The organism is Paenibacillus sp. 598K (genome assembly GCF_003851045.1).
GTDB lineage: Bacteria > Bacillota > Bacilli > Paenibacillales > Paenibacillaceae > Paenibacillus_D.
The window spans coordinates 77,578-98,756 of sequence record NZ_BFBX01000133.1 but is presented as its reverse complement, the minus strand read 5'-3'; the positions used below and the strand labels follow the sequence as shown (position 1 = coordinate 98,756).

Below are 21,179 nucleotides of genomic sequence, written 5' to 3'. Positions count from 1 at the left end.
GATGGCTGCCGACGGTCCCGACGCCGAGCACTTCGTGCGGCTGTTCTGGGAGACGCCACTGCGCCGCGGCGAGCGCCGCTATTATGACAACTGTCTCTACTTCTTCAGCTTGCTAGGGTTGAGCGGTCGCTACCGTATCTACGAGCCGAAGTAAACGCACGTCGCAATGTCTCCGTAAATTGTACCTTTGATAAAAAGAGACGGCTGATCACAAACGATCAGCCGTCTCTTTTGAAACAGCGCTCCACAATTCTAATGCTCGCCCCCGGACAAGGAGCGGCTGCAAAGATTCCGCCTAACCCGGCGGCCCTCACCTAGGCGGTCGGCGGTCGCAGACTATTTTCGTTGTTCGTAGGCCCGCAACAGGCGCCTCCCTCCCAGCCACACCCCGTATCCCAGCAAGTAGCCCACCGTGTTCAGGATGAAGTCGTCAATGTCGAGACTGCCTCGCCGAGTGAGCAGCTGGGCGACCTCCAGCACCGCCACCCCTGTCAGGAAGATGACCAGCGATCTGCCCCAGCCGGTCCGCAGCGCCGTCGGGATGAGCAGACCGAAGGGCACGAAGACGCCGATATTGCCGATCAGATTGATTGCCCATGTGCGCGTATTGAAGCGGTCGACGTCCAGGAAGTGCACAATCGTCGCAAATGGCCGCAGGTTATACATGTACTCCGTTCCTGCCGTGCGGCCGAACCCGAGCAGCATCCAGTAAGCCAGCAGCAGCGTATAGGCGACGAGCAGCAACCGGGAAACCGTGTACATCATGTGATTACGCCCCCCTATCATCTATCCATGATCTAATCGCTTTTGTGAGGGTAGCGGGCATGGAGACCGGCGAGATACGTATCGATCATATGCGTATAGCTGTCATCCAGCGCAACCGGCAGGCCGAAGCCTCCCCTCTGCTCGAGCGCAGCGAACCCGTGCAATAAGCTGCGCAGCGACCGGGCCGCATGGATGGCGTCAGTTGGGTCCATACGATATGCAGCGAGCACTCGGACGACCAGCTCGACGATCTCCTTACTTACCCGCTGCATCTCCTCGTCCTCAGGAGCCGGAGCCATCAGCGTTATCTCATACAAGCCGGGATGGGTGCGCGCAAATCGAAAATACGCCTTGGCCATCTCCCGGATCGCCTCATCGCCAGAGCGGCCACTCACCGCACGCAGGATCACAGACAGCAGCTGCTCCAGGCCATAGATCGAGAGCAGCCTGCGAACATCCTGCACGCCATTCACATGATTGTACAATGACGGGGGGCGAATCTCCAGCTTCTGGGCAAGCGAAGTCAACGTTAACTCCTCCAGCCCGTTGGAATCGATAATTTCTGTCGCTGCCCGCACAATTTTGTCCAGATTAATTCCATTCCTTGGCGCCATCATCTTCGCTCCTTCACTGGTATAATAGTCCAGTCCCTGGACGGCCTAGTACGCATCGATAGCAGCCGTCATGGCGGCGACCGGATGATCGATCATCCTGCCATGGCCAACAGCGAGCACGGACGGCTGCAAGTCTCTCAGCTTCCTGGCGCTCTCCCATGCCGTCGGCTTGTGCCAGGTGGCCAGCGCAGGAAACGGGAACCAGGTCTTGAGCTTGCCGGACACGGCGATCCCGCCGCGCGTCTGCCATGCATCGCCCGCGATAAGGATACGGCTGCGGGTGTCCAGAAAAGCCATCGAGCCCGGGGTATGCCCCGGCGCCTCTACGGCGAGCAGCGATTCGACCGCATCCCCATCGCGCAGCAATACATCGGCTCGGGTGGTCACATCTCTGGGGATACTGCCGCGGATCGGAACGTTTGGCTCTGTGGGCAATACAGATGCATCCCCGCCTAATAAAGCCGCATCCCTGCTAGAGATATAGACGATGACGTCGGGCAGCTCTCGCTTAAGCGCATCCAGCGCCCCTACATGGTCCGCATGCGCATGAGTCAGTACGATGCGACGGATCGGCTTGCCGATGCGGGCGGCCGCGCGCATAATGCCTCTCAAGCTGAAGGGCATGCCGGTATCGATCAGTGTCAGGCCGTCGACTTCTTCAACAAGATAGCAGTTCACAGGAAAAATCCTCGGCAGAAAGGATAGCTGGTACACGTGCTGGCGCTTCGTTACTTTCATGCTCGCCACCTCCATAGATCTTCAAAAAACATCCTCGCACCGGGAGATAATGTTCCTCCAACAGCAGACTAATCTAATGAAATTATAAACTAATTAGATTAGTTTGTAAATCAAAACAGAACCTGATTCGTCTCCGTTCCAGTCGCTTTGCTTTTGTTCGCCCTGCTACGGTTAAATAGCAATGAACGGTCAATAGTAATGAAACGAATAGTAGTGGAACGAATATGCAACTTCAGATGTCTAATCTATGGAGGTGAATCATGTGGGGGAGATTAACTGGAATTACATGGAGCGACTCGATGCAGAGAGCTTGCGGCATCTGATGGAACTCTACGGTCAGGATGTGTGGAACCTGGCTTTTACGATAACCAAAAAACGCGACATGGCCGACGATGTGTCGCAGGATGTATTCCTGAAGGTGTATCATGCGATCCATACCTTCCGGGGACAATCCTCGATCAAGACATGGCTGCTCTCGATCACGCGCAACATGGCGGTCAACCATCTGCGGTCGGCTTTTATCCGCCGCGTGACCCTGATGGATAGAGTCAGCGTCGAAGGGAACAGCGACTCGGCAGAGAAAGAAGCGATGGCCAGCCAGTTCACCCATGAGATATGGGGCGCCGTGCTCAAGCTGCCGCTGAAGCTGCGCGAGGTGCTCATCCTGCACGCCCGCTTCGAGCTCAACACGAAGGAAATCTCCGAGGTGCTGCAGCTGCCGGAGGGCACGGTCAAGTCGAGACTGTCGCGGGCCAGACAAAAAATGAACCGTTACTGGGAAGGGAGTGCGCAGTATGAATAAAGACGTCAAGCCAGATTGGTACAAACATCTAGCCGACGGACCGCATCGCGACAAGACGTTCACCGCCGACAAGATGACCCGGATCGAGCGCAAGCTGAACGGCCGGCAGCAAAAAGAAAAGCGCCGCAGTTGGCTATCCATCGCTGCGATCAGCGCAACGGCCATCGTGTTGCTGATCGGCGTCACGCTGAATCTGGACCGCCTCACCGGCGTAAACGGACCAACGCCCGGCGAAGAGATCGGCGGCCCGAACATTAGCGACCCGTCCGTGTCGCCGCCAGGCACCGAAGATCCGCCTGCCCCCGAGGACCCGCCAGTCGACGACCCAGAGACGCCGATCGAGCCGCTGGACGAGGAGACGGTCGTCGTATTGGACTCAATCGAGCAAGAGATGCTTGGCGAAGCGTTGCCCTTCTCGCTCGATGCTGTCGAGCAAGCCTCGATCCGGTTAGCGGATGGCCAAGTCATGGACGTACCGGAGGATACGCTCGGCAACCTACTGGAGTTCCTCGGTCAGGTGTTCCTGACGGAGAGCCGCCTCAGCGAAGAGCAAGCGGGCAGCGCGCCTGCGCGGGATACGATGCTGCGCCTGCGTGTCGGGGATACGCTCTATGCGATTCCTTATGCTTCGCACGCGAACGTCATGGACCTCGGGGCCGCTCTCGTCTATGCCGACGGGCATACCGCCAGGACGCTCTATACGCTGCTTGAGCCCGACTCGGCCATCGGTCGATTCGTGCAGGCATACAACGCCGTGCTCCGCGATGAGGAAGCGGAGGTCGAGGACCGCTCGCTCAGCTACGAGCCGGAACGACTGCATATCGACGGCAAGAGCTACAATGGCTGGTTCGAAGCGCTCGCGGAGAAATCTCCCGATGTCGATCTCCCCTACTTTACCCAGACTCAGCGAGCGAGCAGCGTCCGTTCGTACGAGCAGGGCGCGATCATCAGCTGGGACCTGCTCGTCGCCTTCACCACGGATGCCTACCAGACAGCAGACGGCGTACGCGTCGGCATGACGAAGGACGAGGTGCTGGAGGCATTGGGACAGCCGCATGCCCAGACCGCACTTCGCTGGAAATACGATCTCGATCTGTGGGACGACCTCGATCTGTACTTCGAGGGCGATACGGTGAAGTACATGGTGCTGACGACCAGCGACTAGCTGCCGCAGGTATGGGACTAACGTAAAAGCCAGCGTCATTCGCTCCGTGAGCGACTGACGCTGGCTATTTTCTGATCTCTCAGCTACGCAACAGCCCGCTGTTTCCGGGCACAATGCCAGCTACGGCGCGCTGTACGCTGCCACCATCGCTTCGAATGTCTCCTTGATCGGGGCGATCCTTGCCTTGATCTTCTGGTCCGCGAGCGCCCAGGCATTGTCGAGCGCAAGCTGGGCGTCGCCCGCAATCCCGGCGTCGATGATATACTTGCCGATGTAAGTCGATCCATCCGTGTAGTAGGCGATGACATCGTCGTACATGTTCCAGCCCGACTCGATCAGGCTGTAATAGGTTGCCATCGCGCTTGCCGCCGGTCCGTACACCTTGGCGAGGTAGTCGGACTTCAGTTGCGCCAGATTGGCATCGGGGTTCCACATCAGCTTCTGGAACAGCCAGAACTGCATCGCATTGACGCCCCATTGCGGCCCATTGGCATCCACCACGCCTTCAGGGATAACGCCCGTCAGTCCAAGGGAGGCGTAGTATTGCAGATCGCCCTGCACCTTGGCTGCGATCGGCCGCTCGTACTGATGAGCCGGGAAAGCGCCGTAATAATTGTACATGACGATATTGTCGGTCTTGGCGAGCCAACCGGTCAGCTTGGCCACGTACGCCTGATTCGGATTGGTCGGGTCGGGCGTATCGATCGGCTCGCGATCATCGCCCGAGATCGGGGCGAGTACGATGACGATGTTGTCCTCCACCGCCACGCGCGGCGGCACCTCGGTGAAGAAGTAAGCATACGTAGCAATCTGTACGCCTGGATTGGTCAGCTTCACCTGCCGGGCAATCTTGTTCAGGAACGTGAAGTAGACGGTCGATTTGTAATCTGCCTCATTCGGGTAGATCGTCACCATGTCTTCTGTGACGAACGGCTGATCGCTGTAGCCGGCCTGCTCGAAATAATGCGTGTCGTTGATGGCGATCCCGACGGTATCGATCGGATGCTCCGCGAGGAAGTCCGCCACCCGTCCGGCGATGACGCCCGGCACGTCAGGATGGTAGAAATTGATCTGCGTATCATGGCCGACCGGCAACGGATCGCCGTTGGCGTCAGTGTTGTAGTAGTCGGGATGAGCGGCAAAATAAATGTCGTTGGGCAGCCAGAACGTCAGGTTATGGCCGAGATTAAACGGCTTGACGCCCCCCTCGCCCTGCTGCTCCCAGAGCGGCATGTTCTCGAACTCGGCCAGCTTGCTATTCAGCTTGTTGCGGGCCATCATCTGCTCGGTCCCCGGGTCCGAGTGATATTCGCCGCTTGCTCCGAGTCCGGTGAGATGCCAGCCTCGCAGCCGGAACGGCGATTGCTCCGTATAGTCCGTCTCGTCGATGGCAAGCGTCGCTTGCTCCTCGTAGACCGTGCCGACCTCGGTCGAACGGGTCCACAGAATGCCTGTATTGCGCTCCAGAAAATCGTATACCCCGTTCAGTACGCCGCCGGGCTCCGTCCCCAAAATGTACGTCTCCCCGCTATGCTGGCGCACCGCAAATCCGTCGCTGTCCGCAAGCTGGGCAAGGTCGGCGGGGAACAGCGTCGCAAGCGCCGCGTTCGAGGATGGCGTCCCCAGATGAATCCGGGTATGCTCGCCCGGGCCAGGCTGCCCGTCCTGATTGGCATCGCTAATCTTGCTCAAGCTGACATCGTCGATCCAGAGTTGATCGTTCACCGCATAGAAGTAAGCCAGATGAAAATCCGTCCCTGCCGCGGTCTGCGGCGTAAACTGCCACTGCATCAGCGTCCAGCCCGTATCCAGACTCCTTGCTTCCATAGGCGTAGGCGGAACCAGATCCGACCAGTCGACGCCGTCCTTCTCCATAAAGCTGACGAGTACCTGCTGTCCGGACGGCTGGCTGCCCTTCACCCAGGCCTTGAGCACATAGGTCTCGCCCAGCTCCAGCCCATGCAGCGGCTCCGTCCGCGCATAGGTCCAGCCTGCGGCGGGAATATCGACTCGCAGCGAGGCTGCGCCGCTATGCTTCACCCCGGTATCGACGGCCCCGGAGGGGACATTCCAGCCGACAGGCAAGACGCCGCCGGACAGCGTCTGCTCGAATCCGCCATTGTCGACAGCGCTGGCGATCAGCGGAGGCGCGTCGACCTCGGTATCGACGGCCCGCAAGGCGACATCGTCGATCCAGATCGGGTCGCTGCCGCTCGCGAGGTAGAAGGTGCATGAGACAAAATCCAACTGGGTTGCCGACGATGGCGTATAATCCAGCTCGATGCGGGTCCAGCCGTCATGGATCGCATAGGTCGTCTGGGGCATCGGGGCGGAGCTCTGCCAATCGGAAGACATCTCGATGAATTGGGCTACCACCTGCTGCCCGGCGGGCAACGACCCCTTCACCCACGCTTCCAGCTTATAGGGCTTGCCCGCCTCCAGCTTGAGCTGCTGATCGGTCCGCAAGACGGTGTATGGCGCGCTGAAGTCCATCCGCATCGACTGCTGGCCTGTGCGCGCGACCTGATCGTCCAGGGCGCCGGAAGAAACGACCCACCCCGTTCCCGGGAGCGAGCCCGAGCCCGCTTCAAACGAAGGATTGTACAACACATTACGGTTCAGCTCGACGGTGGCCTGCAGCACTTTGTAAGGAACCGCGTCGACGGACAAGGTTATCGGGATCGAATACGTTCCGTCGGCAGCCTCGGGCGCCACCTCGATGATGCCGGTGGCGTTGGCCCCGGTATACGGGGCCAATACCACCTCCTTTTCAAAGGAGGCGATGGCCAGACCCGACATCGCGGTCTCGAGCCGCACCGTGACGGGATTGGCGCTATTATTCATCAGCGATACATCGATGGCTGCGCTGCCGCTCTCCGCAAGCGCAATCGTATCTGTCCACAGATACGCGCTGACCGGCGTATCCTCGATCGCTCCGCGCAGCGCAGGCAAGCGCGCTCCGCTGATCATCGCTACGGTCTGCTGCAGCTCCTCGGCGGCCAGACGTTCGGTGCTTCCGGCCCCGGGCCGAATCATAATGTCCGCTTGCGGCGCGCCGTTGGTCGTCAAATGGTAGGTCGTCTCCTCGGCTTCGCTGCTCCCTGCCGTCATCGACACGCCCAGGCTTAATACAAGGACCGCTGCCACCAATTGTCGATACCATCGCTTCTGTTTTTGCATTGCTTCAGGCCTCCTCGTCAGGAATGGTCTTCATCACAAGCCTATCGTTATTTGGTCAACGCAATCGGGAGAAAGCTGCCGGAATCCCATACGGTACCGGTTCCCCAGCCATAGTGGCCGGCCATGCCGTGATAGCTGCGGAAGAAATAACCTTGCAGCGCTTGCGTCTGTTCGGGATTCACCTGGATGCTGGCAAATGGAATGACCTGAATCGATGTCCAGCGATCCGCTTGGACGGAGGTATAGGCCTCCCATGCGCCGTTATAGGCGCTGTTCTGCGCAGGTCCGCTGTACTCCAGCTTGAGTCCGCCGGGATTGTTGAAGAAGACATAATAGCTCGAAGCGTTCGGTTCCCCGGTAATGAAAGTTTCATTCTCATCGTCCGCGCCGCTCGCCCACCATTCGTTCGGGGCGCTGTCGCTGACGATCAGTCCATCGATGTCGGGGTCCATATTTTCATAGGCGACGTACAAATTGTCATCATCCCACAGCAGGCGGACCTTGGTCTGAACAGGAGCCTTGGTGGTCGAATTCATCTTATAGAAATCGCTGATGACAGGCGCATCTGCCCATGGTCCTTGCGTAAAGTCTGTTGTGCCGACAATCGCCTCCTTATCCGCTGTCGTATAGACCGCCTCCCCCTGCAAGGACGGGATCTCGTTAAACTGCGTGACCATCGCTTCGAAGGTCGTTTTGATCGGCTGGATACGCGCCCGGATCGCGGCATCCGCCAGGCTCCAGGCTTCATCGAGCGCCGCCTGGGCCGCTTCGGCAATACCGGCCTGGACGATATATTTGCCAATATACGTATTCGTGCTCGTGTTGTAGGCGATCACATCTTCATACTTGTTCCAGCCTTGCTCGATGAGCGAATAATAGGTCGCCATCGGGCCGGCCGCCGGGCCGAACACTTTGGTAATATAGTCCGTCTTCAACTGCTCGATATTGGCGTCCGGATTCCACATGAGCTTCTGGAACAGCCAGAACTGCAACGCATTGATGCCCCAGTTCGGACCGTTGGCATCCGCGATGCCCTCCGGGATGACGCCAGTCAAGCCGAGCTGCCGGTAATACTGCATATCCGCTTGCACTTTGGCGGCAATCGGGCGCTCGTACTTATCGGACAAGAAGGCGCCGTAGTAGTTGTACATGACGATATTGGACGTCTTCTTCAGCCATCCATCGAGCTTGGAGACATAGGCCCGGTTCGGATTGGACGGCTCCGGCGTATTCATCGGCTTGCGATCATCGCCCGAGATCGGAGCGAGGACGATGACGATATTGTCCTCCAAGGCGATGCGCGGCGGCACCTCGGTGAAGAAATAAGCATAGGTGGCAATCTGCACGCCTGGATTCGTCACCTTGACTTGACGGGCGATCTTGTTCAAAAAGGTATAAAAGACCGTCGATTTGTAATCTGCTTCATTCGGTTGAATGGTGATGCCATCCTCGGTCACGAATGGCTGGTCGCTGTAGCCGGCCTGCTCGAAATAATGCGTATCATTGATGCCGATGCCGACCACCTCGATCGGGTTCTCCTCCAGGAAATCGGCTACCCGACCGGCTATGACGCCGGGGACATCGGGATGGTAGAAATTGATCTGCGTCTCCAACCCGACCGGCAGCGGGTCGCCGTTCGCGTCGGTGTTGTAATACTCCGGATGATTGGCAAAGTAAACTTCATTGGGCAGCCAGAAGGGCAGGTTATGCCCGATATTAAAAGGCTCGATGCCTCTCTCGCTTTGCCCCTTCCAGAGCGGCATATTCTCGAATTCGGCCAGCTTGCTATTCAGCTTGTTGCGCGCCATCATCTGCTCGGTGCCCGGATCGGAATGATATTCGCCAGCCGCTCCTTGCCCGGTGAGATGCCACCCCCGCAGCTCGAATGGCGAGCGCTCGGAATAATTAACGGTTCGGAGGGCGATCGTCGGTTGCTCCTCGTAGACCGTGCCGATGGAGGTGGAGCGAGTCCACAATATGCCGGTATTCTTCTCCAGTACATCGTATACGCCGTTGAGCACGCCGCCTGGCTCCGTTCCCAAGATATAGAGATCGTTGCCCCGCTGCCGCACCGCGAAGCCGTCGCTGCCCTGCAAGGCGGCGAGATCGGTCGCAAAAAGCTTCGCCAGCTCGGGATCGGAATCCGGCGTTCCCAAATGGATGCGCACTCGGCTGGCCGGGTCAAGCGCGGCTATGACCGGCGCTGCTGGAAGCGCATCTTGCTTCCCTTGCAAATCTGGCGATGGCTGCAACGCTTGCCCCTCATGCTCGCCTTCTCCGGCAACGGGCTCTGCGGCAGACCGCCCTGCAGGCGATGCTGGCGATGAGTCTGCCAGATCAGAGGTTAACGACATGCTCACGTTATCGACCCAGAGCGGATCGGTAACCGCATAGAAATAGACGAGGTAGAAGTCCGAGCCCTCCGCCACCTGCGGCGTAAAGGTCCATTCCAACAAGGTCCAATCCTCTGTGATCGGCCTCCCCTCCATAGGCGTGGGGGGCACAAGATCCGACCAGTCGACGCCATCCTTCTCCATAAAGCTGACCAACACCTGCTGTCCCGCCGCCTGACTGCCCTTTACCTGCGCACGCAAGGTGTAGGATTCGCCAAGCTTCAGGTCGTAGATCGGCTCCGTCCTCGCGTAAGTCCAGCCAGCCGCCGGAATATCGATGCGCAGCGAGGCATTGCCCTCATACTTGACCTCGGTATCCCGCGCGCCGGACGGGACATTCCACTGCTCAAGCAGCACGCCGCCTGACCCGGCGCTCTCGAAGCCGCCATTAGCGATTACATTCGGTACTGGCTCCGGCTCTGGCTCCGGTTCTGGCTCAGGCTGCGTTGATGCGGCCTTCGCCTTCAGCGATATATCATCCACCCATACGGGACCTTTGTCATCCACAACAAACAGATATGCCCACACGAAGTCCAACTGGTTGCCAGCCTGAGGAGTGTAGTCGATCTCGATGCGAGACCATTCGTCCGTCAGGTCGAAGATATACTGAGGCAGCGGAATGGTAGATTGCCAGTCCGAGGATATCTCCGTAAACTGCGCGACGACACGCTGACCAGTCGGCACGCTCGCCTTCACCCAGGCTTCCAGCACATAGCGCTGACCCGCCTGCAGCTTCAACTGCTGCTCGGTGCGCAGAATCGTGTACGGCGTGCTGAAGTTCATCCGCATCGACTGCTGCCCTGTCCGCGCCTCCTGGCTGTCGATGCCGCCGGCCGAGATATTCCACCCTGTGCCCGACCCCAGCTCGAAGGAGCTGTTCTGCAGCAGATTGCGATCGAGGCGAACCGTGGCCGACAACGTCTTGACGGCTTGCCCGTCGACGATGATATCAATCGGGACGGTATGTACCCCGTCGGCCGCTTGCGCATCAACCACCACCTGGCCGGGTACAGACAGGCTTTCGTACGGAGCAAGCGTGACGTCGCCTCCGAACGAAGCAGTCACCTCGCCCGTAGCAGGCGATTCCAGACGAACGACGACGGTTGCCGCACTGGTGTTCATCACAGAAGCTTCGAGCGGGGCGCTACCGCTCTGCTGCATCTGCAGTTCCTCCTGCCACAGATACGCGCTCACCGGCGTATCCTCGATCGCGCCGCGCAGCTTCGGCAAGCGCGCTCCGCTAATCGACTCCACGGTCTGCTGCAGCTCCTCGGCCGCCAGCCGCTCCAAGCCGCTCGCATTCGGACGGATCACGATCTCCGCTTGCGGCAGGCCGTTTGCGGTGATTTGTTTGGGCGCCTCTGCCGGCGGATTCGGATTGCCCGGCGTCACAGGCGGCACATAATACGGCGGTCCTCCCGGCACGCCTGTCCCTTGCTCGCTGCCTTCCTCCTCCGGCGCTTGCTCCTCCTCCGTGCCCGGTTGCTCCTCTGCGCCCGCTTCCGCCGACGCAGCCTCGATCGCCACCAGCACGCGATCCATCAGCACGACGACCTCTGCCCGCTTCATCTCTTGCGCGGGTCGGAAGCTCCCGTCCGGATAACCCTGGATTAGCTGATGGCTGACGACGGCTCCCGCCTCTTCGGTGACCCAGCTCGGTATCCCCTCATAATCCGTAAAGGCCTCCCAGTCAGCCGCGCTCCCGGCGCTGTTGCCCGCAGAGCCGGCCGGAGCCGTCACGTCGCCTTCAGCCTCCTCGACGATCCGCTCCTGCCAGAGCCGGGCGATAATGACCACCGCCTCCTGACGCGTCAGGACACGCTGCGGTCGCATCGTCCCGTCGCCATAACCGCGTAGATAACCGGCTACGACAGCCGTCGCAATATCGCCGTACGCCCAGTGTTCGGGACCAACATCGGCGAATGGCGCCGCAAGCCCTTCAGCAGGCGGAACCGTCAGACCGAAGGCGCGGTTGATCAGCGTCGCCAGCTCCCCCCGCGTGAGCGATGCATCGGGCCGCAGCGAGCCATCCGGGTAGCCTTGCAGCAAGCCGCGTTCCATCCAACTGCGCATCGTCTCCTCCGCCCAGTGACCGCTTTCGCTATGTGCCGCTTCCTCTTGCCGGGCAGGGTTGGAAGCCCCGTCAATGCCTGCCCCGTCGCTCCGATCAGTTGCCCCGAACGAGGCAGATACAGACGATGCCAACAAGCTAATCATAAGCGCCAGAATGGCCGTCATCCGCACCCATCGTGTCTTGTGCTGCTTCAGTCTTCGCATGAAATGGCCTCCCCATCATTCGTTATTGGCTGGCCTGGTCGATCCAGTATCCAGCCGATGACCAAAATAAAATTGTATACGTCGAACACGTCCGCCACTTCCGACTCGATCTCCCATAGCCAGTGCTGCAGCCGCTGCCAATCGGCATGACCTTGCTCTGTCTCTCCGGCATCATAGCGATGGAAAATATCCGTCATCGCAAGCCATAGCTGTCTGTGAAGCTCCAACTGACGCCAGGAGCGGGCCTGCACCTCGGGAAGACCGGTCAGATGTTCGGCGATGACGGGCTCGAAGCGCTCCAGTTCGGCCGTTACGCTCGCGTAATACTCCGCCTTGCTCTGCGAGCCGCCCAGTCCATCCTCCAGATTGATGTTGTCGTATAGCTCGGATACAAAATTCAGAAGATTCAGACAATAATTTCCGTATTTACCGTACGCATCTGCATAATAGTCCTCCGCCAGCGTGTCGAAGGCAACTTCGCGATCCCATAAGGTCCGCCCCATCACCGTCATGGCAAGCCCGTTCGGGAAGCAGTTGCGCTGTACCTGACAGCTCATATAGCCATTTAGTCCAAGGCTCGATAAGGCCTGGATATCGGCATGCAGGATGCGCGCCAGCTTCATATGGCCGGGATCGCGCTGCTGCGCCCACATCAGATGATAGTCGAAATCGAAGCTGTCGCCAGCGAACGAGGCTTGCCAAGGCTCCAAAAAAGCGAGGTTTTCGGCAATCGTGCGCGGCAATTCGATGCGATTGCGGACGAAGGGCGGCGGCTCGGACCTTGCTCCCGCTTCTGCGAACGATTGACGATAGGTGCGCGTAATGGGAGCAAACATGAGCACAAAACGCTCCGAGCGGGCAAGCTTCTCCTGAAGCGGACGCCATAGCAGCTCCTGGTAGATGAGAAATACGATCCGCGTCGCAAGGCCCAGCTCCGACAGGCGCTCATCCAGCTCGTTGAGCAGCAACACATACCAGTCTGAAGGCGTCATTGCAGTGCAGAGCTCGCACTCGCATTGATTGTTCATCCCGTCCGACAACCAGACATGCAGATAATCGATCTCCGAATGGGCAGACGCATAGGCGGTTGCTTCATCGATCATCCGTTGTCGCGCTTTTGCATTGGAGTAGCAGAGCTCGGTATCGAGCGGCACCCCCTTCCACAGCTTGCGCTCGCCGTCTACCTCGGCGATCAGCGCAGCCAGCTCAGCGTCCGACTCCCCCTGCCACTCGATCTTCTCCCAGCCCAGTCCAGGCAACCCCAAGGCGTTGCAGGTCCAGCCATGGCCGACGGCATGATAGAGCAGCCCTCGCTTACGGATTGCCGCTACCGCCTGCTCCATAAAGCCGAGCGTATCCGAGACTTCAATGTCCTTGTACCAACGCTCGAAAAAAGTGAATGCCTCCTTGAACTGGATGAAGTAGCTGTTCAAGCCTAGCTTGGGCATCCAGTCGATCATATCCAGCACATGCTCGATGCCGACAGCCCCCTCTAGGCAGATGCCGCGATGGCGATGCGATGCCTCCTCCCGGATGGCGACTGCGGCCGCCGGCCATGCGATGCGGGGCAGATGCTCCCCCGTCCGGCCCGGTCGAACCCAACGACATCCGAGCGCATGCAGGTAACGGTAGACGGCGATCAGGACGCTGCGCGGATTGGTGCCGGCGATGACCCCGGTACCGTCATCCTCCACCTCGATCCGAATGCCATCCGGCCGTTCCCCGGTCTCGCCCTCCTCCTGCAGGCAGAGCGCGATGCCTGATCGCGACCCCTCTGCTCGCTCCGATGCGCCTACCTGTACGATCGCACATCCTGTCATCGCTGCCAGACACCTGCTCAGCTCCGCAGCGGCGAAGCCGATCGTCTCATCTTGTCTGTCCGGGAGCCATAACGCAATTGCGTCGCCTCCCTCTCGGTCGATACGTGTTGTCATGATCGCCTCCTGGTCATGTTTTGCCTTTTAGGGGGTACCCCATTGATCCCGGTACTCCTGCGGCGTGATGCGGTTCTGTTTTTTGAAAAAGCGGATAAACGCATGCGAGGAATTGTAGCCCAGCTCGGCCGCAATCGCATATACCTTCAGGTTGCTTTTCTTCAGCAGCTCCTTGGCCTTGCGATCGCGAAATTCAACGATATAGTCTGACAGGGCGTTGCCTGTAATCTGCTTGTATAGCCGAGAAAGATAGGAGGGATTCAGGTCCAGGAAGTCCGCGATCTGAACCAGGGACAGATTCGTCGCGACATGGCGTTCGATAAAAGCATGGATCTTGCCCACAATATCCCGCGTCGACTGCTCCTGCTCGTTGCGCGTCCATCTCATGATGCGGTCTGCCGCCTGCAGGAAAAAGTCGTTCCACTCGCTCCAGGAAACCTCCGCGTCGAAGTGAGCGAGCTTGCCCCAGTCGATCTCCCCGGCCAGCTCCCGCTCCAGGTTGTACTTGTTCACGAAGGACAGGAAGAGAAAGGATAGCGCATGGTAAAGCTCCAGCTTGCGCAGCGGCGACACCTGCTCATCGGTAAAAATAACGGTCAACTCTGCATAGAGGGGATAATATTCCGCTTCGTTGCCGTTCTCCAGACTGTTCATCAGCATCGGCAGCTTCGCTTGCAATTGGTAATTGGATGCTCCGCCGCTATACCCTCCGCCGTCCTCGCTGTTGCCCTGCGCCTGCTCGCCGGACTCCGGCCGATGGTCCGTCAGCAAGGAGCCGCGTTGGCCGCCGATTCCCCGCACGAGTAGGAACTTGAGCGCATGGAACCGATCTGCCAGCTCGTTCCAGTCGACAGGCTGGCTGCCGAGCACAAAGGAGATCGAGAGCTTCAGCAGCTGCTCGCAACGGGATTGGATCATCTCCATCAGTCCGTTGACATAAGAGACGGACCGTTCCCAGCTATCCGCTTCTCCTCCCGGCGGCTGCAAGATCCACACCATACGGGATTGCTCGTAGACGATGGAGATCAACTGCATCGATTCGCCGAGGAACTCCTCGGCAATATTTTGTACGGCGTAGACGAGCAAGGCTTTGTCCGGCGCTGTCGTCACCTCGTTCCAATCGTCCACCCGGCAGATGAGCAGCATGACAGGCAGCTCTGCATCGAAGGGAAGCTGGATATGGGCGAAGTGCTCGCGCAATACCGCTTGCCCGACCTTCTTGCCCTGCAGCAGGAACCACAGATACTCCTGCTGCAAGGCGGGCAAGGCCATCCGCATATGCTCCTGGGCCTTGTCGATCAATTGCCGCGCGCCATGCTCCTTGTCGAGCGCCTCGCAAGCCTTGCGTACAGCCTGGAGGATCGTATCGTCATCCTCAGTCTTCAAGATATATCCCAGTCCGCCTAGCGACATGGCGTCCTGGACATATTTGAAGTCGCTATGGCTCGTCAACATGATAACCTTGCAGCCCGGCCAACTGGCGCGAATCTGCCGCAGCAGCTCGATCCCGTCCATGCCCGGCATCAGAATATCCGTCATGACGATATCGATGCGATGCCGGCCCAGCAGCTCCAGCGCTTCGATGCCCGAATACGCTTTGTACACCTCGAGAGCCATGTCCGCCTGCTTCTCGAACAGCTCGACCAGACCATCGGTAATAATCGGCAGATCATCGACAATAAGCAAGCGATACATCAGTCCTCACCTCCCGTATCCAGCGCCAGGCGCACCATGACCTTCAAGCCGCCCAGCTCCGATCTCGACAGAAATAGTCCGTATTGCGGACCGTACATAATCTGAATGCGCCGGTGAACATTGATCATCCCTGTCGTATCCTCGATACCTTGTCCGGAGGCCGCCAACCGCCGGTTCAACTGCAGCAGCTGCGCATCCATCAATGACGTGCCGCTGTCCTCCACGACAATCGCCAGATCCTGGCCGGAGTAATCGAAGCGGATCGCCAGCTCTCCCCCATGGACCATCGCCGTCGCGGCATGCTTGTACACATTCTCGACGATCGGCTGCAGGATCAGGCGCGGTACCAACTGCTTGGCGTATGCAGCGTCCAGCAGATCGAAGCGAATCTGGATACGTTCCCCGTAACATACCTTCTGCAGCTCCACATAGGTTCGCGCATGCTTGATCTCCACCTCCAACGGCACCTGGTCGGAATCGTCGCGAGTGATGAACTGGAAGTAATCGCCCAAGTAGCGGCAAAAGCGGTACGACAGCTCCAGATCCTCGGACTTGATCAGCCGGCACAGCACGAAGAAGCAGTTGTACAAAAAATGCGGGTTAATTTGCGATTGCAATCGTTTCAGCTCCGATCGCTGGCTATAAATCTTTTGCTCATAGTTTTCCTGAATCAGCAGCTTCAGATGGAGCGCGGTCTCATTGTAAGCCTGGTACAAATAACCGAATTCGCCTTGTCGCGGCGGGTGCGGGATCGGCTCGATCTCGCCTGCTCTCATGCGCTTGAATCCCATGATGAGTCTCTTCATCGGCTGATGGATCATCCGATAGATCGACAGGGAGAAGAAGAGGATAATGAATCCCGAGAGCACGGATACGGTCATAATCCAGTATTGATACTTGCGGATCGGGTCCGTAATATAGCTTTCGGGCACATAGCTGACCAGATACGTATCGAGCTGCTCCGAATACTTGTAGTAGACCAGATGGGGAGCGCCATCGACCGTTAGCGTCGTATTACCGTCGACGACCCCCTCGTCCGCATGCTCTGCCAGGTAGGCTCGCAATACAGGCATGATCGCTTGGGCCGATTCGCTCGATACGCTCCAGTTACGATTCAGATTCACCAGGAGTGCTTTCCCATGCGAGATACTGACCTGCTCCCCTAACGCCTGCATCAATTTCTGGACCGAGATTTCCACGGCGACAACAAACAACGGCTCGCGGTCTGCGATAGGAGGAAATTGCATGCCGATAAACATTCGATCCTGCCAGTAGATAAGCGGGCTCTCTTGCGCGTAGCTTCCCGCCTTGAGCGCCTCCATCTCCTCCCGATCTATGCGCGTGTCGAAGCTGGAGCTTAACAGCGTACGATCAAGCAATGGCACATATACCCGCACCTCGTTGATATACATGCTGTTGTACTTGATGAGGCTCATGCGTTTTTGAATCGCCTTGATGAGCGCAACCTTCTCATAATCGCTAATTTTATGACCGGTGGTGCTTAACGCCTGCAGATCGTTGTCGGCTACATATTCCGGCAGCATGCGCTTGACCCGTTCGATCTCGTTCTCGAGCATGCTCAGGTAGAAGGTATTGCGTCCATTAATCGACTGCGAGATTTCTTTTCGAATGCTTTGCGCGCCCTTGTCGTTAATGACCAAGGTCAGGACATACAGCGGCATCAAGACGGCCACAAAGGTAATGATCAGGCGAGCCAGCAAGCTCATGGTGGTTCCCCCTCGGTCTGCTTAGGCATCTAGTAGATCGCTTCTGAAATAACGTCCCGATCTGCGTTACGAGGAGAGGGGGCTTCCGATCGCTGTTGTCCCCGGATTTCTTGATTATCTAACAGCAGATGCTGTTGAAATCCGGGGACAAAGGCGAACATTCCATTTCTCCAGCCTCCCTCTCCTCTCCACGCCTCATCGTTTGATTATTTCGGGTTCTTTCTACTAAGTATTCCTATCATACCTCGGGTTATATAGGGGAAGACAACCAAAATTCGCGTCGTCGAGCTGTTATTCTTTGACGCTCCCCAGAACGATGCCTTTGATAAAGAAACGCTGCAAGAACGGATAGACCATCAGAATCGGCAACGAAGCGATAAAAATCTGCGCCGCTGAGTTGGTACGATCCGAAATGAGGCGCATCAGCTCCATGTCTTCCGGGTTCATAAACCGTACATCCCGCTGAATGACGATTGTTTGCAAAAAGGTTTGCAAGGGATAGTTTTCCGACCGATTCATCAATATCAATCCGTCGAACCAACTGTTCCAGTGCCCTACCATCGTGAACAAGCCGACCGTAGCCAGGGCTGGCTTGGAGAGCGGGACGACAATGCTCCATAATGTCCGAAAGTGGCCCGCCCCGTCCATTCTCGCCGACTCGTCCAGCTCCTTGGGCAAGCCGCGGTAAAAATTCAACAGCAAAATAATGTTAAATACGGCAAGTGCGCCTGGCAGCACCAGCGCCCAGATGGAATCGATCAAGCCCAGTTGGCGAATCGTCATGTACCAAGGGACCAAGCCGCCGCCAAACAGAATGGTAAACACAAAATACCAGGCATATACGGTGCGAAACTGAAACGCCTTCACTTCCTTGGCAAGCGGGTAAGCCGTTATAATCGTAAGCACCAAGCTAACCGTCGTCCCGAGCACCAAGCGCTGAACGGATATAAAAAAGGCTCGCGCATATTCTGGTTTGGCAACAATATTTTTATAAGCCGCCAATGTGATCTCTACGGGCCACAATCCGACCGTCCCCGCAGCCGCCGCCGAAGCTGAGCTTAAAGACAAGGCGAACATATGAATCAGCGGGGACAGGCACAGGATGGACAAAAGGGCCAAGAAGATATAATTGACCACTAGAAAAACTTTTCTGCCAACTGACAATTGTATGCGCATGGTTGTAATCTCCTTGATCAAAATATTCGATAGCCGGCAAACCGATAGGCAAGCGTATAGGATACGGAAATGAGAATTAAAGCGACGATCGATTTAAGCAGACCTACAGCAGTCGCCAATCCGTACTGAACCTTCTCGAAGGTTAGGCGATACACGAAGGTATCGATAATATCTCCGCTCTCGTATACGATCGGACTGTATAGATTAAATATCTGCTCGAATCCCGCATTGAGGATATTTCCAATACTTAGTGTCGACAATAGCACGATAATCGGCAGCATCCCGGGCAAGGTAATATGCCAGGTCTGCCTCCAGCGATTGGCTCCATCCATCTCGGCCGCCTCGTACAGGGACGGATTGATGCTGGTCAGAGCCGCCAAATAGACAATCGTACTAAAGCCAAATTCCTTCCATACGTCGGATAAAACCAAGGTATAAGGGAACCAGGTATTGCTGCCCAAAAAGAAAATCGGTTTGATCCCCACCCAGCCCAGCATTTGATTAATAATGCCTTGCGAGGGGGATAGCAAATCAATCAGTATGCCTCCGAGCAAGACCCAGGACAAGAAATGGGGCAAATAGATCATCGTCTGCACAAACCGTTTGAACGTTTCCCTGCGGATCTCATTCAACAACAGGGAGATGGTAATCGGCACGAGCAGCCCGGCGATAATTTTCATGACGGCAATAAAAATCGTGTTGTACATAATCTGACCGATGTCCGGGTATTGAAACATAAACTTAAAGTTATCCCAGCCCACCCATGGCGAATGAAAAATTCCTTTGTTCGGGATGTACTTCTGGAAGGCAATAACGATGCCGGCCATGGGAACATAACTGAATATGAAAGCTGCCAGCACACCTGGCACTAACAGCAGATGAAGCGCCCACTCTCTGCGAAATCTCTTGATCATCTGCATAGCGTTCTCCTTCTAAAAAGGAGGAAGAGCCAGTTGAGCCTTCCCCCTCCAATTTCTTCAACCTCAGTTGGCCGTGCTTTGGTACCAGGTATTGACTTCTTCTGTAATTTGCTTGCCGCCCAAATTGTCAAATTGCTCTACCAGCTTGTCAAACTCCTCAATCGGTATCTGGTTCATCACGATTTTGGTAAACACTTCATTGATTTTGTCGGTCAGCACCGCAAGCTTCTCTGTCATAGCCGGGCCTGGCGCGCCAAAGAATTCGTTGAATTTGTAACGATCCTGCTCGAAGTAGTCGTACATAATCGAGAGGGCTCCGTCTGGACCGGACAGCGGATACTCCGCCCATTCCTTCGCATCTCCATCCAGGTATTTCATAATTTTGTTGTACCGGTCCGGGGCCTCCAGACCTGTCAGCTTGGAGCCGTCCTTCGCCTCTACGGCCTCCGGGACCCATTGTCCCAGCATCAACGTCTCGGTCTGCGAGTTGACGCGGATCGGGTTGATCTTCCAGTAGTTCGAGGAATCCTCGCTCCGATAGAGGTATACCTCATCCCCCTCTTGCGGATCGTTGTACGCTTGCACCCATTTGTTCAACAATTGAATGACGGCTTCGGGATGCTTGGCCGACTTGGATACGACATAGTAGCTGCCCACGCCCAGCTCGATCTGCGATAATGCCGGCTCGGCATCATGCGACACGATCGGGTACGGCCACCAATCCTGTACAAGCTTGCCGTCCTTTACAGCGTTGTCGAAGAGCGGGTAATAGCTTAGCCAAAACGGGCCGTAGGCGATACCGATTTGGTTGGAGGCGAGCAATTCATTCACCTTTGCCACGTCTTTTACAGCAAATTCGGTGTCGAGCAGACCTTCCTTGTACAGATTTTGAAGCTCCTGCAGCGCAACCTTCACCTGTGGCTGGATGCTGCCATAGACCAGGCTTCCATTCTCATCCTTCACCCATTGGCCCGGATAAGCATGATAGCCATTGAAGAATCCTTTAATATCGAAGGTACCGTCGTTCAGGAAGTCTCTAGTCAACGGGAAAGCATAGTTTTTGCCTGTTCCTCCCGGGTCCTTGGCGGCGAAGGCTCTGGCAATCGCAAGCACATCGTCCATCGTCTTCGGTTCCGGAAGGCCGAGCTGCTTCAGCCAATCTCTTCTGATCCAGATCTGAGTGGACGAACCGTAAGGGCTGCCCGTCGACGGAATCGCCATTAACCTACCGTTAACCTTGGCAGAATCCATTTGCTTGCCGCCGTCTCCGGTCATATAAGCCTTCGTCTCTGGAGTAGCGTATTGTTCGAAGACGTCGGTCAAATCCATAATCATGTCGGCTTCAATCAATTGCTGCATCTGCATCAAGGAAATCTGCATCAGATCGGCGATGTCATTGGCGGAAATGCTCATTTGCAGTTTTTGCTGATATTGTGCGGCATCGGCCACCCAAATGTTTTTCAGACGAATGTTCAGATCTTTTTCGATGGCATCGTAGATCAGGTTGTTATCCATCGACTCGCCTGGCTTGAATTTGATATCTCCCGACACATCCCGGAACATCGTCAGCTCGACTGGAGCGCTTGGCTTATCCCCCTCTGTCGTCGGTCCGTTGTTCGGCTGCGGTTTGTTTTCTTCTGTATTCCCCTTGCTACATGCTGCGATGAACACCAACGAAACGACCAATAGCAATGCCAAAAACTTTTTTTTCCGTTGCAAGCCTTCATCCCCCTTATGTCATGATCCATCTGAGTTCCTCTTAATTATATTCTCGTCAAAACCTTCGCTTCTAT

At 56.9% G+C, this 21,179-nt stretch carries 13 protein-coding genes and 1 pseudogene; 3 read left to right on the top strand and 11 right to left on the bottom strand.

What is annotated here, in order from left to right:
* Positions 1-154 (top strand): annotated as a pseudogene (locus PA598K_RS38385) (glycosyl hydrolase family 8); the annotation flags it as partial.
* A 182-nt stretch (positions 155-336) separates the two neighbouring features.
* Here the strand turns inward: PA598K_RS38385 and PA598K_RS30545 are convergent.
* The 3 genes from PA598K_RS30545 to PA598K_RS30535 are packed head-to-tail and all read right to left on the bottom strand — an operon-like array spanning position 337 to position 2,117.
* Positions 337-765, bottom strand: coding sequence for a VanZ family protein (locus PA598K_RS30545; protein ID WP_260405694.1), 429 nt, complete (start codon positions 763-765; stop codon positions 337-339).
* Between the two features lie 32 nt (positions 766-797).
* Positions 798-1,379, bottom strand: coding sequence for a TetR/AcrR family transcriptional regulator (locus tag PA598K_RS30540; RefSeq protein WP_128660563.1), 582 nt, complete (start codon positions 1,377-1,379; stop codon positions 798-800).
* Positions 1,380-1,424: 45 nt separating this feature from the next.
* Entirely contained in the window at positions 1,425-2,117 is a 693-nt protein-coding gene (locus tag PA598K_RS30535; protein WP_128660562.1) for an MBL fold metallo-hydrolase, read from the bottom strand.
* 262 nt (positions 2,118-2,379) lie between these two features.
* Here PA598K_RS30535 and PA598K_RS30530 point away from each other — a divergent pair, with 262 nt between their 5' ends.
* Together PA598K_RS30530 and PA598K_RS30525 are read left to right on the top strand one after the other, a co-directional pair.
* On the top strand, positions 2,380-2,919 hold the full coding sequence (locus tag PA598K_RS30530; RefSeq protein ID WP_128660561.1) for an RNA polymerase sigma factor: 540 nt from the start codon (positions 2,380-2,382) through the stop codon (positions 2,917-2,919).
* Positions 2,912-4,084, top strand: coding sequence for a hypothetical protein (locus PA598K_RS30525; protein WP_128660560.1), 1,173 nt, complete (start codon positions 2,912-2,914; stop codon positions 4,082-4,084). The genes PA598K_RS30530 and PA598K_RS30525 overlap by 8 nt, the downstream gene beginning before the upstream one ends.
* Before the next feature lie 120 nt (positions 4,085-4,204).
* On the opposite strand, the gene PA598K_RS30520 is transcribed toward PA598K_RS30525, so the two are convergent.
* From PA598K_RS30520 to PA598K_RS30485, 8 genes are all read right to left on the bottom strand, one after another.
* Positions 4,205-7,264, bottom strand: coding sequence for a DUF4838 domain-containing protein (locus PA598K_RS30520; RefSeq protein WP_128660559.1), 3,060 nt, complete (start codon positions 7,262-7,264; stop codon positions 4,205-4,207).
* 47 nt (positions 7,265-7,311) lie between these two features.
* Positions 7,312-11,934 carry a DUF4838 domain-containing protein gene (locus PA598K_RS30515; protein WP_128660558.1) on the bottom strand — a complete coding sequence of 1,541 codons (4,623 nt, stop codon included), beginning with the start codon at positions 11,932-11,934 and terminating at the stop codon, positions 7,312-7,314.
* Positions 11,922-13,868 carry a DUF4838 domain-containing protein gene (locus PA598K_RS30510; protein ID WP_128660557.1) on the bottom strand — a complete coding sequence of 649 codons (1,947 nt, stop codon included), beginning with the start codon at positions 13,866-13,868 and terminating at the stop codon, positions 11,922-11,924. The genes PA598K_RS30515 and PA598K_RS30510 overlap by 13 nt, the downstream gene beginning before the upstream one ends.
* 27 nt (positions 13,869-13,895) lie before the next feature.
* Complete coding sequence (locus PA598K_RS30505) at positions 13,896-15,563, bottom strand: response regulator transcription factor (RefSeq protein ID WP_128660556.1); 1,668 nt, start codon at positions 15,561-15,563, stop codon at positions 13,896-13,898.
* Positions 15,563-17,290 carry a sensor histidine kinase gene (locus PA598K_RS30500; RefSeq protein WP_128660555.1) on the bottom strand — a complete coding sequence of 576 codons (1,728 nt, stop codon included), beginning with the start codon at positions 17,288-17,290 and terminating at the stop codon, positions 15,563-15,565. The genes PA598K_RS30505 and PA598K_RS30500 overlap by 1 nt, the downstream gene beginning before the upstream one ends.
* Positions 17,291-17,581: 291 nt before the next feature.
* Positions 17,582-18,466 (bottom strand): carbohydrate ABC transporter permease, encoded by an 885-nt coding sequence (locus PA598K_RS30495; protein WP_128660571.1) that lies wholly within the window; start codon positions 18,464-18,466, stop codon positions 17,582-17,584.
* 17 nt (positions 18,467-18,483) lie between these two features.
* The gene (locus PA598K_RS30490) at positions 18,484-19,386 is read right to left on the bottom strand and encodes an ABC transporter permease (RefSeq protein WP_128660554.1); all 903 of its coding nucleotides are present in this window, start codon (positions 19,384-19,386) and stop codon (positions 18,484-18,486) included.
* Between the two features lie 63 nt (positions 19,387-19,449).
* Positions 19,450-21,105, bottom strand: a complete 1,656-nt coding sequence (locus PA598K_RS30485; RefSeq protein ID WP_128660553.1) for an extracellular solute-binding protein — start codon at positions 21,103-21,105, stop codon at positions 19,450-19,452.
* Positions 21,106-21,179: the final 74 nt, after the last annotated feature.

Coding starts and splice junctions, on each gene's coding strand:
- PA598K_RS30535 (WP_128660562.1), bottom strand. CDS start 2,117: ATGAAAGTAACGAAGCGCCAGCACGTGTACCAGCTATCCTTTCTGCCG.
- PA598K_RS30515 (WP_128660558.1), bottom strand. CDS start 11,934: ATGCGAAGACTGAAGCAGCACAAGACACGATGGGTGCGGATGACGGCC.
- PA598K_RS30500 (WP_128660555.1), bottom strand. CDS start 17,290: ATGAGCTTGCTGGCTCGCCTGATCATTACCTTTGTGGCCGTCTTGATG.
- PA598K_RS30525 (WP_128660560.1), top strand. CDS start 2,912: ATGAATAAAGACGTCAAGCCAGATTGGTACAAACATCTAGCCGACGGA.
- PA598K_RS30545 (WP_260405694.1), bottom strand. CDS start 765: ATGATGTACACGGTTTCCCGGTTGCTGCTCGTCGCCTATACGCTGCTG.
- PA598K_RS30540 (WP_128660563.1), bottom strand. CDS start 1,379: ATGGCGCCAAGGAATGGAATTAATCTGGACAAAATTGTGCGGGCAGCG.
- PA598K_RS30490 (WP_128660554.1), bottom strand. CDS start 19,386: ATGCAGATGATCAAGAGATTTCGCAGAGAGTGGGCGCTTCATCTGCTG.
- PA598K_RS30495 (WP_128660571.1), bottom strand. CDS start 18,466: ATGCGCATACAATTGTCAGTTGGCAGAAAAGTTTTTCTAGTGGTCAAT.
- PA598K_RS30510 (WP_128660557.1), bottom strand. CDS start 13,868: ATGACAACACGTATCGACCGAGAGGGAGGCGACGCAATTGCGTTATGG.
- PA598K_RS30520 (WP_128660559.1), bottom strand. CDS start 7,264: ATGCAAAAACAGAAGCGATGGTATCGACAATTGGTGGCAGCGGTCCTT.
- PA598K_RS30505 (WP_128660556.1), bottom strand. CDS start 15,563: ATGTATCGCTTGCTTATTGTCGATGATCTGCCGATTATTACCGATGGT.